Genomic DNA, 13,080 nt, shown 5'->3' with positions numbered 1-13,080 from the left:
TCTGAAGAAAACGCGACAAAACAAGGATGTAGAGCCCGTTCCGCTTCAATCGGGACGGAAAGGCTCAGGGCTCTTGTGCCACCATCGTACCTGAGGCATGTCGTCGCGTGGGCGACGACCGTTGCTGCGGCGTCACAGCATCTGCCCCGGCGCCTGCTATGGTGATGTGCCGATTGACAGGGGCGCCGGAACCGTCAAAAGGCGCCGGATCAATTCTCGGGCAGAAGCGTTCCAGTTTCATATGACGGCGAGCATCACATCGACCGAAGCTCAGGACGGGCCGGTCACCTCTGGTTTCTGGGGCCTGACGCTCGGGAGCATCGGCGTCGTCTTCGGCGACATCGGCACGTCGCCACTTTACGCATTTCACGAGGCGGTCAGGGGCGCGGCTCATGGCCAGCCGGTCTCGCGGGTCATGGTGCTCGGCGTGCTCTCGCTGATCCTGTGGGCGCTGCTGATCGTCGTCACCGCCAAATACGTTCTGCTGCTGCTGCGCGCCGACAACAACGGGGAGGGCGGCACGCTTTCCCTCATGGCGCTCGGCCAGCGCGCGCTCGGGCGGCGGAGCTGGTTCCTGACGGCGCTCGGCGTCGTCGGCGCCTCCATGTTCATCGGCGATTCCATGATCACGCCGGCGATCTCGGTGCTGTCGGCGGTCGAGGGTCTGAAACTCGCAACTCCTGCCTTCGAGCACTATGTCGTTCCCCTGACCGTTCTCATCCTGGCGCTGCTGTTCGCGGTCCAGAGCAAGGGGACGGCGCTGGTGGCCTCGGCCTTCGGGCCGGTGATGGTCGTCTGGTTCACCGTTCTTGCCGTGCTGGGCGCCATTCACATCGCCGACGATCCGTCGGTACTCGCTGCGATCAATCCCTATTACGCGCTGCAATTCCTGCTGTCGCACGGCACCATCGGCCTGGTGACGCTGGGCGCGGTGTTCCTGGCGGTGACCGGCGGCGAGGCGCTTTACGCAGATCTTGGCCATTTCGGCCGCAAGCCGATCCAGTCGGCCTGGATGTTCTTCGTGCTGCCCTCGCTCCTGATCAACTATTTCGGGCAGGGCGCACTGGTGCTGTCCGATCCCAGCGCGATCGAACATTCCTTCTACCGCATGGTGCCCGAGCACTTCGTGCTGCCGCTGGTCGGCCTTGCGACCGCCGCGACCGTGATCGCGAGCCAGGCGGTGATCACCGGAGCCTATTCGCTGGTCTATCAGGCTGTGCAACTCGGCCTCCTGCCGCGCTTCGAGGTGCGCTTCACCTCGGAAACCCACGCCGGCCAGATCTATCTGCCGCGGGTAAACCGGCTGCTCCTCATTGGTGTGATGCTGCTGGTGCTGTTGTTCCACACCCCCAGCAACCTGGCATCCGCCTACGGCATCGCGGTCTCCACCACCATGGTTGCCGACGGCATCATGGGCTTCATCGTGATCTGGAAATTGTGGAACTGGCGCGCCGCGACGGCCGCAGCCGTGATCCTGCCCTTCGTCGTGGTCGACATCAGCTTCTTCAGCGCGAACCTTCTGAAGCTGCTGGAAGGCGCCTGGGTGCCGCTGCTGTTCGGCGTCATCATGGCCGGGACAATCTGGACCTGGCGGCGAGGGTCGGGGATCCTGATCCAGAAAACGCGCCGCATCGAGGTGCCGCTGGACGATCTGATCCGGAGCCTGGAGAAGCGGCCGCCGCATATCGTCAAGGGCACCGCGGTGTTCCTGACCAGCGATCCCTCTTTTGTGCCGACCGCGCTGCTGCACAATCTCAAGCACAACAAGGTGCTGCACGAGCATAACGTGGTCCTGACCATCGAGACCGCGCATACGCCGCGGGTTGATCTGTCGGAGCGTTTCCGGATGGAGAAGATCAGCGACAAGTTTTTCAAGGTCCGCCTGCGCTTCGGTTACATGGAGCAGCCGAATGTGCCCAAGGCGCTTGCGATCGCGCGCAAGCAGGGCTGGCAGTTCGACATCATGTCGACGTCGTTCTTCGTGTCCCGGCGCTCACTGAAGGCGTCGGCGCAGTCCGGCATGCCGCTTTGGCAGGACCATTTGTTCATCGCGCTGAGCCGGTCCGCCAACGACGCCACCGACTATTTCCAGATTCCCACCGGACGGGTGGTTGAAGTCGGAACCCAGGTCACCATCTAAGAGGCGGCCGGCGAAGCTATGCGAAATTGCATGCCTAAGCCCCGAAATCGGGCTAGGCTATGCCGGTAGCGCAGGCCTATAAGCCGCGCGCCCTTCTGCCGTTGTGCAGTGAAGCATTTTAGAGGCCATCAGGCTCTCCCATGACAAGTGATGTAGCGATTTCCGCCCCGGAAACGGCGGCGGCCAATGGGCATGGCGATGCCCACACCACCGCCCGTTTCGGTGCGCTGACACTCGGCAGCATCGGCGTCGTCTATGGCGATATCGGCACCAGCCCGCTCTACGCGTTCCGCGAAGCCGTCATGGCGGCCTCTGGCGCGGAGGGGGTGCCGACGCCGGCAGCCGTGCTCGGCGTGCTCTCCCTGATCCTGTGGGCGCTCATCGTCGTGGTGACGCTCAAATACGTCGTGATCCTGCTCCGTGCCGACAACAACGGCGAGGGCGGCACGTTGGCGCTGATGGCGCTGGCCCAGCGCGCAGTCGGCACCCGCGGAGCCACCATCGTCCTGCTCGGCATCATTTCCGGCGCCCTGTTCTACGGCGACGCCGTGATCACGCCGGCGCTCTCGGTGCTGTCGGCGATCGAAGGCATGAAGGACATCACGCTGCACTTCGAGCCCTACATCGTACCGCTGACCGTGATCATCCTGGTCGGTCTGTTTGCCGTGCAATCCCGCGGGACCGCTCGCGTCGCCGCCTTCTTCGGGCCGATCATGTGCGTCTGGTTCGCTGTGATCGCGATCGCGGCGATCCATCCGATCATCGAGCAGCCGCAGGTGCTGTTCGCGCTGAACCCGCTCTACGCCGTGTCCTTCATGATCCACCACGGCATCATAGGCTTTGTGACGCTCGGCGCGGTGTTCCTGGCGGTCACCGGTGCCGAGGCGCTCTATGCCGACCTCGGCCATTTCGGCAAGCGACCTATCCAGACCGCCTGGCTGTTCATCGTGGTGCCGTCGCTGGCATTGAACTATCTGGGGCAGGGCGCCCTCGTGCTCGGCGACCCCGGCGCGATCGTCAGCCCGTTCTTCCAGCTCTTTCCGCAAGGTTTTTTCCGCGGCTGCATGGTCGTGCTGGCGACCGCCGCAACTGTCATCGCGAGCCAGGCGGTCATCACCGGTGCCTATTCGCTGACGCGTCAGGCGATCCAGCTCGGTCTATTGCCGCGGTTTGAAATTCGCCATACGTCCGAAGCCCATTCGGGCCAGATCTTCATCCCACGCATCAACCAGCTCCTGCTGGTCGCGGTGGTCCTGCTGGTGCTCTTGTTCCGCTCCTCCAGCGCGCTGGCCTCGGCCTACGGCATCTCCGTCACCGGGACCATGGTCGTCACGGCGATGATGGGCTTCGTGGTGATCTGGAAGGTCTGGCGGTGGTCGCCGTTCACGGCTGCCGCCCTGATCGCGCCGTTCCTGTTCCTCGACCTCACCTTCCTAGCCGCCAATCTGCTCAAGGTATTCGAGGGGGGCTGGGTGCCGCTGGCGCTCGGCGCGCTCATGATCATCCTGATGTACACGTGGCGGCGCGGCAGTCGGCTGCTGTTCGAGAAGTCGCGCAAGCTCGAATTCCCGCTCGCCGACCTCGTGGCGATGCTCGAGAAGCGGCCGCCGCAACGCGTGCCCGGCACCGCCGTGTTCCTGACCAGCGATCCCCTCAGCGCCCCGACCGCGCTGATGCACAGTCTGAAGCACTACAAGGTGCTGCACGAGAAGAACGTCATTCTCACCATCGAGACCGCACAGACCCCGCGCATCGATCCGGCCGAGCGGGTGAAGCTGGAGCAGATCTCGCCGACCTTCTCCAAGGTGACGCTGAAGTTCGGCTTCATGGAATCGCCCAACGTGCCGAAGGCGCTGGCGATCGCCCGCAAGCTCGGCTGGCAGTTCGACATCATGTCGACCTCGTTCTTCCTGTCGCGGAGGGCGCTCAAGCCGGCCGCCCATTCCGGCATGCCGCGCTGGCAGGACCGGCTGTTCATCTCGCTCAGCCGTTCCGCCAACGACGCCACCGACTATTTCCAGATCCCCTCCGGTCGCGTCGTTGAGGTCGGCACCCAGGTCACCATTTAGCTCCGCCGCTGTCATCGCCCGGCTTGACCGGGCGATCCAGTATCCAGAGACCATGCGTAGATACGGGGAGGCCGCGGCGTACTGGATTCCCCGCTTTCGCGGGGAATGACACTGAGTTAGCGGTGAGGGTGTGAAGCAGGAGCTTCAGGCATCCTGAAGGTCGCGCTTCAAGTCGCTGCGATTTAGCTTTAACTTGCGCAAGGCAGCTCAAGCCTTTGTAGCGCTTGATTTTCACCGGCCGAGAGGCGAGGTTGCCGGCCGCCGGGATCGCCCCGGCAGCGGCCCGCGACGTTGGAGGATGATGTGGCAAATCAAGTACAGGATCTGACCCCGGACGAGGTCTCCAAGGGTGTCGCGGAAGGGCGCTATCTCCTCGTCGACGTGCGCGAGCCGAACGAGGTCGAGGCCGAGGCTTATCCCTACGGCGTGGTCGTGCCGCTCTCGACCTTCGATCCCAAAGCGATCCCCGATCCCGAGGGTAAGGAGGTCGTGTTCGCCTGCCGCTCGGGCAAGCGTTCGGTGACGGCCTCGCTGGCGGCGCAGGCCGCGGGCCTGCCTTACGACAAGCATCTGGCCGGAGGCATGCTCGGCTGGAAGGCGGCGGGTCTTCCCAGCAAGGTCGGCGGCTGACCCCGCCGATGTCCAAGAGCTCGTCCCTCAACAAGGTCTTCGCGGACCTTCCCGTCACCATCTTCGAGGCAATGTCGCAAGCCGCGCGCGACAATGCCGCCATCAATCTCGGGCAGGGCTTCCCCGATGATCCCGGCCCCGAGGACATCCGCCGCGCCGCGGCCGATGCCTCGCTGAACGGCTACAACCAGTACCCGTCGATGATGGGCCTGCCGGAACTGCGCCAGGCGATCGCGACCCATTACGGCCACTGGCACGGCCTCAAGCTCGATCCGATGAGCGAGGTGATGGTGACCTCCGGCGGCACCGAGGCCCTGACCTCGGCCATCCTCGCCGTGGTCCAGCCCGGTGACGAAGTGGTGTGCTTCCAGCCGGTGTACGATTCCTATCTGCCGATCATTCGCCAGGCCGGCGGCATTCCGCGCCTGGTCCGGCTTGAGCCGCCGCATTGGCGGCTGAATGAGGACATGCTGAAAAGCGTCTTCAATTCAAAGACCAAGGCGGTGCTCTTCAACAACCCCCTGAATCCGTCCGCGGTGGTGTTTCCGCGCGAGGACCTCGAGCTGCTGGCGCGCTACTGCCAGGAGTTCGACGTTATCGCGATCTGCGACGAGGTCTGGGAGCACGTCACCTTCGACGAGCACAAGCACATCCCGCTGATCACCATCCCCGGCATGCGCGACCGCACCATCAAGGTCGGTTCGGCCGGCAAGATCTTTTCGCTGACGGGCTGGAAGATCGGCTTCGTCTGCGCCGCGCCGCCGCTGCTGCGCGTTGCCGCCAAGGTGCACCAGTTCCTGACCTTCACCACCGCGCCGAACCTCCAGGCCGCCGTCGCCTACGGCCTCGGCAAGCCGGACGAGTATTTCCTGTCGATGCGCAAGGACCTGGCGCGGAGCAGGGACCGTCTCGCCAAGGGACTGGAGAGCCTCGGCTTCCCGGTGCTGAAGTCGCAGGGCACCTACTTCCTCACCGTTGACCTGTCGCCGCTGGGGCTGAACGAGAGCGACACCGAGTTCTGCTGGCGGATCGTGAAGGACTACAAGGTCGCCGCAATCCCCGTGTCGGCCTTCTACGAGCAGGATCCTGTGACCTCGGTGGTGCGCTTCTGCTTTGCCAAGAAGGACGAGACGCTCGATACCGCGCTGGAGCGGCTGTCGGACGCGGTGCGCGGGCGCAAGAGGTAGGAGATGACGATCGTCAGCCGCTTTGGTTTTGGCCTCGCGATCGCCGCCGCGCTGACGTTGCTCTCCGCCCCCGCAGGGGCCGAGGAGCGGGTCGTCAACTTCTACAACTGGTCGAACTACGTGGCCCCCGATGTCCTCGAGGCCTTCACCAAGGAGACCGGCATCAAGGTGGTCTACGACACTTTTGACGCCAACGAGACCCTGGAGACGCGCTTGATGGCCGGCAAGTCCGGCTATGACGTCGTGGTGCCCACCGCCTATTTCCTCCAGCGCCAGATCAAGGCCAACATCTTCCAGAAGCTCGACAAGGCGAAGCTGCCGAACCTGGCCAATGCCTGGCCGGTGGTGACCGAACGTCTCGCGATCTACGACCCCGGCAATGTCTACGCCGCCAATTACATGTGGGGCACGACGGGCATCGGCTACAACGTCGCCAAGCTGAAGCAGATTCTCGGAGCGGATGCGAAGATCGATAGCTGGGACATCGTGTTCAAGCCGGAGAACCTCGCAAAATTCAAAGACTGCGGCGTGCACATGCTCGATTCCGCCGACGACATCTTTCCGGCGGCGTTGAATTATCTTGGGCTCGATCCGAACTCGACCAAGCAGGCCGAGCTCGAGAAGGCCGCCGATGTCGTCGCCAAGGTGCGGCCCTCCGTGCGCAAGTTTCATTCGTCCGAATATCTAAGCGCGCTCGCCACCGGCGAGATCTGCTTCGTGGCCGGCTGGTCCGGCGACATCATGCAGGCCCGCGCCCGCGCTGCCGAAGTCAAGAGCGGCATCGAGATCGGCTACGCCATCCCGAAGGAGGGCGCGCAGATGTTCTTCGACAATCTCGCGATCCCCGCCGATGCGAAGAACGTCGCGGAAGCCTACGAGCTGATCAACTATCTCTACCGTCCGGACGTGGCCGCCAAGAATACGGACTTCCTGTCCTACGCCAACGGCAACCTCGCCAGCCAGAAGCTGGTCGATCCGAAAATATTGAACGACAAGAATATCTATCCGGACGAGGCAACGCTCGCAAAGCTGTTCGTCATCACGGCCCGCGAGCCGGCGACCCAGCGGGTCATCAATAGGCTCTGGACCAGGGTGAAGACGGGACGGTAATCGCGCCCGTCATTGCGAGCGACGAAGCAATCCAGAATCTTTCCGCAGAGGGAGTCTGGATTGCTTCGCTTCCGCCTTCGCTCTTCGAGCTACGGCGGACAAGTCGCTCGCAATGACGAAACAGGATCACCGCCAACGTCGGTGTAGCCACAGCCACTGCTCGGGATGCTCGCGGACCCAACCTTCCACCACGCTGGTGATCGCCTGGGTGGTGCCCTGGATGTCGATCCTGCCGTCGGCGTCGCGCACCGGCTGGACCTCTTCGGTGATCTCGGCGGTGAAGCGGCCGCCGGGAAGGCGGATGACGCGGACGCCGTGGATCGGGCATTCGACCTGGCGCAACAGGCGCGCCAGCATCGGATTGGCGCGGGTCTTGCGGCCGAAGAAGGTGACCTCGACGCCGCCGGTCAGATACTGGTCGATCAGCATCGCGACGTGCTTGCCGTCCTTGAGCGCCTGCGCAAGCCGCAGCGGCGCGTCGCGCCCCGCCGGGATCAGCGTGCCCATGTTGACCTGGCGCATCTCCTGGATGATGCGGTCGGCGGAGGCGATATTCGGGCGGCGGTAGAGGATTGCCGCATCGAGCCCGTGTGCGACCGCGGCGAGCGCCGGCAATTCCCAATTGGCCAGATGCGCGGCGAAGATCAGCGCCGGCTTGCCGTCGTCGCGGATTTGATCGAACAGCTCGATGCTGCGGCTGGGCAGTTCGATCCGACTGTTTTCCGGATGATCGCGGTCATAATCCCAGACGTGGTCCATATGGGCGAATTCGGCGCCGACGCGACCGAGATTGTCCCAGACGCCCATCAGGATGGATTCGATTTCCTCGGGCGGCTTGTCCGGAAACGCGGCGGTGAGATTGGCGCGGCCGATGCGGTGCTCGCGCAGGCGCGGCCCGATCAGCCTGGTGACGCGTGCGAAAAACTCCGAGGTCTTGGCCGGATCGAAATAACGCGTGGTGCGCAACATGCCGACGGTGGCAGCGCCGATCAGGCCTCCACCGATCGATTTGGCCGTCTCCCGCGCGCGGGCCTTCGTCCTCGCAGGAAGCAGCGCCATGCGTCCGGTCAGGCCGGTTCGCGGGTCAGGATCAGCGAGGCGTTCTGGCCGCCGAAGCCGAACGAGTTCGACATCACAGCGGTGACGCGGGCATCGCGTGCCTTGTTGCCGACGACGTCGAACAGGATCGTGGGATCCGGATTGTCGTAGTTGATCGTCGGCGGGATGCGCTGATGCTCCAGCGTCAGCAGCGAGAAGATCGCCTCGACCGCGCCGGCGGCCGAGATGGTGTGGCCGACCATCGACTTGTTGGAGGTGACCGGAATCTTCGAGACGAGATCGCCGAACACGGCCGATGTCGTATTGTACTCCATCTTGTCGTTCTCGGGCGTCGCGGTGCCGTGCGCGTTGATGTGGTCGATCTGGTCCGGCGTCATGCCGGCGTCGGCCAGCGTCTTGTTCATGCAGCCGATGATCGGCTTGCCGTCGGGCGACGAGCGGGTGCGATGGAAGGAATCGGTGAGTTCGCCGCAGCCGGCGATCACGCCGAGGATTTTTGCGCCGCGCGCGGTGGCCGCTTCATAGCTTTCGAGCACCAGCGCACCTGCGCCTTCGGCCATGACAAAACCGTCGCGGTTCTTGGAGAAAGGACGGGAGGCCGCCTGCGGCGGATCGTTCTGGGTCGACAGCGCCGAGAGCAGCGAGAAGCGCACCAGCGCCTCCGGATTCACGGTGCCGTCGGTCGCCACGCACAGCGCGGCATCGGTTTCGCCGCGGCGGATCGCCTCGACGCCGAGCTGGATCGAGGTCGCGCCCGAAGCGCAGGCCGTCGACAACGAGATCGGCGAGCCCTTGGTACCGAAAGTCTCGGCGAGATAGGCGGCGACCGAACCGAACATGAAGCGGTGGTGATAGGCGCTGTACTTGCCGCCGCCGGAGATGCGCAGCAGATCGTCGTAATTGAAGTCGAGCTTACCAACGGCGCGGCCGAGCTCGCGGCGCTGCGGCCATTCGACCTCGACCGGTGCGACCGCAAGGAAGAGAGGACCCGGGAAATCCGCCTTGGCGCCGATGCCGGCCTGCTCCAGCGCCTCCTGCGTCACCAGTTCGGCCATCCGTTCGGACAGCCCGGTGGAGGAGAACGGATCGACGCTGACGAAATCCACCGTGCCGGCCATCGTGGTTTTCAGGCCGTCGACCGGAAAGCGCGTGATGGTGCGGATGCCGGATTCGCCGGCGACGAGCTTCGCCCAATTGTCGGTCTTGCCGTTGCCCAGCGAGGTCATGATGCCCATGCCGGTGACGACGACGACGGGGCGCCCGAGTTTGTCGCGTGGTGCAGTCATGTCGATCCCCGCTTGAGCTGGAGCATGATCCGAAAAAGCGTGACGCGGTTTTCCGAGAAGATCATGCCCAAACAATAACCTGCCAAAAGCGCAACGCGCTTTAGCTTACTGCCTCGACCAGCGCCATGCCTTCGCCGCGCCAGTGTCCGGCCCCCACCACCACAATCTGGGTGGGCGCTCCCTGCATTTCAATCTCGGTGCCCGTGGAATCGTTCGGCGGAAACAGCGCGCCACGAGAGATCGACAGCGCAGCGAGCGCGATGCCGAGCGGGAATTGCGTCTCCATGGTGTGGCCGAACATCGTGCCGGTCGAGCGCACCGGGAACTCGGCGTGGCCCTTCAGGAAGCCGTGCTCTTCTGATGTCGCCGGCTCAGCGCCGGTCGCACCGGATATGATCGCGCCCTTGCCGTCGCGCTTCGGCAACTTTGCCCAAAGCTTCTCCAGCGTCGCGGCCATGTCGCCGGGGGTCTTGCGCCGGGCGAGGTCGGCAACGACGCTCGACAGCTTCGCGAATGGCTTTGCGCCGCGCGCTTCCGCATGCGCCTTCGATTCCAGCACCAGGAACGCGCCGGCCGAGCCGAGCGCGAAGCCGGCGTGGTCCTTGCGCGCCCACACGGGTGCGAACTTGTCCTTGAGATTGAAGTCGCCGAATTCGTAGAGGACCATCAGGTCCTTGCGCTCGCCATTGTGCGAGCCGCCGATCAGCGCGATGTCGCTCTCGCCGGAGGCGATGCGTGACAATGCAATGCGGGCGGCATCGGCGCCGGCAACCTCTTCACCCATGAAGGTGCGCGAGGTGCCGCCAATGCCGTGCACGATAGCGATGTTGCCGGCGAGCAGGTTGGAGAGCTGGGCCAGGAACAGCGTCGGCCTGAGATCGCTCATCAGCCGCTCGTTGAGGAAGCCGGGCGCATTGGCGCCCTTGGCCTCGGCCGTGAGCACGCCGGTGTCGACGTTGAGATCGCGCTCGCCGCCGCCGGCGGCGACCACCATGTCGATCTTCGACAGGATGTCCTTGTTGCCCTTGATTCCGGCGGAGTCGAGCGCAAGCCCGGCCGCATAGGTGCCGATGCGCTGCCAGGCTTCCATCTGGCGCTGGTCGCCCTTCTTCGGGATCTGGCTGTCGAAGGTCACAGGCATCAGGGGGTGCACGATATAGGGTGCAAAGCCCTTCTCATCGACATTGATGCGCTTCTCCTGAAGCGCGGCCCAGTTGGCGTCCAGGCCCTCGCCGAGCGAGGTGGCGAGGCCAATGCCGGTGATCCAGACTTCCGTCTGGGCGGGCTTCGAAGCAGTCTCGGTCATGGCGATACGGCCTGTTGCGGAAAGCCGACGCGTTTGGCGACCGCGTCCATGTGGGCGCGCATATCCGCATGGGGAAAGGGAATCTGCGTGAAGGTCAGCGTCGAATTCGCGCGCAGCTTGCCGCCGACCTTGATCTTGGCTTCGGTCACGGCGTAGCCCGAGCCCTGATGGGCAAGGCTCGCCTCGATGCTCATGAGATCGCCGGGGAAGACCGAGCCGCGCACCTTGGCCTCCTTGACCGCGGCCAGGATCGGCATGCGCTCGAATTTGAGCACGCCAAGCTGAAGCCAGCCCGAGGCCTGCGCCATAGATTCGATCAGGAGCACGCCGGGCATCAGGGGGTAGCCCGGGAAGTGTCCCTCGAAGATGGTGCTCTCCATCGGGACCTGAGCCTCGACGACAATCGTCTTCGCGTCGACGTTGAGGTCGACGACGCGATCTATCATGTGGAAGTATTCGAGTTGCATGACCGCGCGCTTAGGCGCTCGCGCCCTTCGCCGCAACCAGTTCGTCGATGCGGGCGCACAGGTTTTTCAGCACGAAATACTGCTCGGTGGTCGCTTTGCCGTCGTTGACCTCCTGGGTCCACTTTTCCAGCGGCAACTTGATACCGAACTGCTTGTCGATCGCGAACGCGATGTCCAGGAAATCGAGGCTGTCGATGCCGAGGTCATCGATGGCATGGCTATCCGGCGTGATCGTGTCGCGCGGGATGTCGCAGGTTTCAGCGATGATCGTAGCGACCTGATCGAATGTGGAGGACATCACTAAGCCTTTGATATATTGCACATATTTGTCAGATTGTCCAGAGTGGAACGGTGGGTGGGCATCGCGCCCCGATGACGCCCTCAACCCCCCTCTGGCCGGGTCGAAAGCCCGTATATCGGAGCGCCGCCCTGAGTTCAATGGAGCCGGATGGGTGTGGGAACTGGACTGGGGACGCCCCGGCTGAGCCGCTCCGGCCGAAGGACCGTCGCCTAGATGTGCGGCGTCGTGATCTTGACGCAGTCGCGGCGGCCCATCAGCACGCAATCCTGGGTCCGGCGCAGGTCGGCGATGCTCACCGCGAGCCAGATCCCGATCGCGGTCAGTGCGATGGTGAAGGCCAGCGCCGCGATGTTGGCGAGCATGCGATGGCGGAAATCGTCCGGTGCCGTGCGGGGCTGCTCATAGCGCGACAGGTCGAGCGGCTCGGGCGCGACGCGCAATTTCTGCACGGTAGCATTGCCGCGGTAGCCCGTCGGGGAAGGCGAGGTGCGCGGCCTGAACTGGAGCACCCGGTGCTCGTCATCCGAGCTTATGGGCCGCTGGGTTGTCATGGTGCAGGGATCACTCCGAAGCAGCGATTTTTAGATAGCATAGGTGGTGAACGCGTTGCAGAAAATCTTCTCAACGCGCACGTGCATTGCGCGTTCGCACTATCCTGCGGGGCTGCGAACGAATGACTGCGGAACCGTCGTCCCGGACATGCAGAGGGTGCGATGCAAAAACCTCCGCCCAGCTGAATGCATTTGCCGGCGCGAGGGCTATGCCATAGTTCAGGGAACCTGATCACGCAGCTGCAACCATGTTAAGGGCCTTTCGACCATGACCAATACGCGCGAACCGAGAGTACATCCGGTGTCGATCCTGTCGCTGCGGCCGACGCAGATGACGGTCGGGATGCGCGAGGTCAAGGAGAAGCGCAAGCGCTGGCGCGAGCACGACAAGAAGAAGCAGGCCGATCTGCTCGGCAAGCATATGATCCCCGTCGTGCACGGCCCCGACGAGCGCTATTACGTGATCGACCATCATCATCTCGGTCGCGCGCTGCACGATGAGGGCGTCAAGGAGGTGCTGGTCACCATCGTCGGCGACCTCAGGATGGTCGAGCGCGAAGCGTTCTGGGGCGTGATGGACAATAAGCGCTGGGTCTATCCCTACGACGCCAAGGGCGAACGGCGGACGTTCCGCGATTTGCCGAAATCCGTCGTCGATCTCAAGGACGATCCCTTCCGGAGCCTTGCCGGCGAGCTGCGCCGCATGGGCGGCTTCGCCAAGGACACCACGCCGTTCTCCGAATTCCTGTGGGCCGATTATCTGCGCCGAAAGCTGTCGCGCAAGGCTGTGGATGCCAATTTTGACAAGGCGCTCGAGAAGGCGATGTCCTCAGCCAAGAGCAAGGATGCGATCTATCTGCCCGGCTGGTGCGGTCCGGCTGACGATGATTAGGCGCAGCGCTCTCATCGGTACGGCATGCGGCGCCACAGACCGGATCCGATCACAGTCTCTTGAGCGAAACCATCCTCCGTCC

At 64.0% G+C, this 13,080-nt stretch carries 12 protein-coding genes; 6 read left to right on the top strand and 6 right to left on the bottom strand.

The genetic code is table 11. The features are described from left to right. The first annotated feature begins 241 nt into the window (after positions 1 to 241). The 5 genes from ABIC03_RS03705 to ABIC03_RS03685 all read left to right on the top strand — a co-directional run bounded on the left by ABIC03_RS03705 (position 242) and on the right by ABIC03_RS03685 (position 7,136). Positions 242 to 2,140 (top strand): potassium transporter Kup, encoded by a 1,899-nt coding sequence (locus tag ABIC03_RS03705; protein ID WP_354055617.1) that lies wholly within the window; start codon positions 242 to 244, stop codon positions 2,138 to 2,140. A 140-nt stretch (positions 2,141 to 2,280) separates the two neighbouring features. Next, on the top strand, positions 2,281 to 4,209 hold the full coding sequence (locus ABIC03_RS03700; RefSeq protein ID WP_275167423.1) for a potassium transporter Kup: 1,929 nt from the start codon (positions 2,281 to 2,283) through the stop codon (positions 4,207 to 4,209). Between the two features lie 303 nt (positions 4,210 to 4,512). Further along, positions 4,513 to 4,839, top strand: coding sequence for a rhodanese-like domain-containing protein (locus ABIC03_RS03695; protein WP_063996571.1), 327 nt, complete (start codon positions 4,513 to 4,515; stop codon positions 4,837 to 4,839). 8 nt (positions 4,840 to 4,847) lie between these two features. Next, on the top strand, positions 4,848 to 6,026 hold the full coding sequence (locus ABIC03_RS03690; protein WP_275167422.1) for an aminotransferase: 1,179 nt from the start codon (positions 4,848 to 4,850) through the stop codon (positions 6,024 to 6,026). A gap of 3 nt (positions 6,027 to 6,029) precedes the next feature. Then, positions 6,030 to 7,136 (top strand): polyamine ABC transporter substrate-binding protein, encoded by a 1,107-nt coding sequence (locus ABIC03_RS03685; RefSeq protein WP_354055613.1) that lies wholly within the window; start codon positions 6,030 to 6,032, stop codon positions 7,134 to 7,136. A 126-nt stretch (positions 7,137 to 7,262) separates the two neighbouring features. Here the strand turns inward: ABIC03_RS03685 and ABIC03_RS03680 are convergent, their stop codons facing one another. The 6 genes from ABIC03_RS03680 to ABIC03_RS03655 form a co-directional block, all read right to left on the bottom strand. After that, complete coding sequence (locus ABIC03_RS03680; RefSeq protein ID WP_354055610.1) at positions 7,263 to 8,195, bottom strand: lipid A biosynthesis lauroyl acyltransferase; 933 nt, start codon at positions 8,193 to 8,195, stop codon at positions 7,263 to 7,265. 8 nt (positions 8,196 to 8,203) lie between these two features. Continuing rightward, positions 8,204 to 9,481, bottom strand: a complete 1,278-nt coding sequence (locus ABIC03_RS03675; protein WP_354055608.1) for a beta-ketoacyl-ACP synthase — start codon at positions 9,479 to 9,481, stop codon at positions 8,204 to 8,206. Positions 9,482 to 9,581: 100 nt separating this feature from the next. Beyond that, positions 9,582 to 10,787 carry a beta-ketoacyl-ACP synthase gene (locus ABIC03_RS03670; RefSeq protein WP_354055606.1) on the bottom strand — a complete coding sequence of 402 codons (1,206 nt, stop codon included), beginning with the start codon at positions 10,785 to 10,787 and terminating at the stop codon, positions 9,582 to 9,584. Then, positions 10,784 to 11,254, bottom strand: coding sequence for a 3-hydroxyacyl-ACP dehydratase FabZ family protein (locus ABIC03_RS03665; protein WP_007608856.1), 471 nt, complete (start codon positions 11,252 to 11,254; stop codon positions 10,784 to 10,786). The genes ABIC03_RS03670 and ABIC03_RS03665 overlap by 4 nt, the downstream gene beginning before the upstream one ends. Before the next feature lie 10 nt (positions 11,255 to 11,264). Next, positions 11,265 to 11,552 (bottom strand): acyl carrier protein, encoded by a 288-nt coding sequence (locus ABIC03_RS03660; protein ID WP_007592476.1) that lies wholly within the window; start codon positions 11,550 to 11,552, stop codon positions 11,265 to 11,267. A gap of 212 nt (positions 11,553 to 11,764) precedes the next feature. After that, the gene (locus ABIC03_RS03655; protein WP_275167418.1) at positions 11,765 to 12,106 is read right to left on the bottom strand and encodes a hypothetical protein; all 342 of its coding nucleotides are present in this window, start codon (positions 12,104 to 12,106) and stop codon (positions 11,765 to 11,767) included. Between the two features lie 268 nt (positions 12,107 to 12,374). On the opposite strand from ABIC03_RS03655, the gene ABIC03_RS03650 reads away from it, so the two are divergent. After that, positions 12,375 to 12,998 (top strand): ParB-like protein, encoded by a 624-nt coding sequence (locus ABIC03_RS03650; RefSeq protein WP_354055603.1) that lies wholly within the window; start codon positions 12,375 to 12,377, stop codon positions 12,996 to 12,998. Positions 12,999 to 13,080: the final 82 nt, after the last annotated feature.

It is taken from the genome of Bradyrhizobium sp. RT6a, from assembly GCF_040547675.1.
Taxonomy (GTDB): domain Bacteria; phylum Pseudomonadota; class Alphaproteobacteria; order Rhizobiales; family Xanthobacteraceae; genus Bradyrhizobium.
The sequence above is the reverse complement of the archived record's forward strand: the minus strand, read 5'-3'. Positions and strand labels throughout refer to the sequence as shown.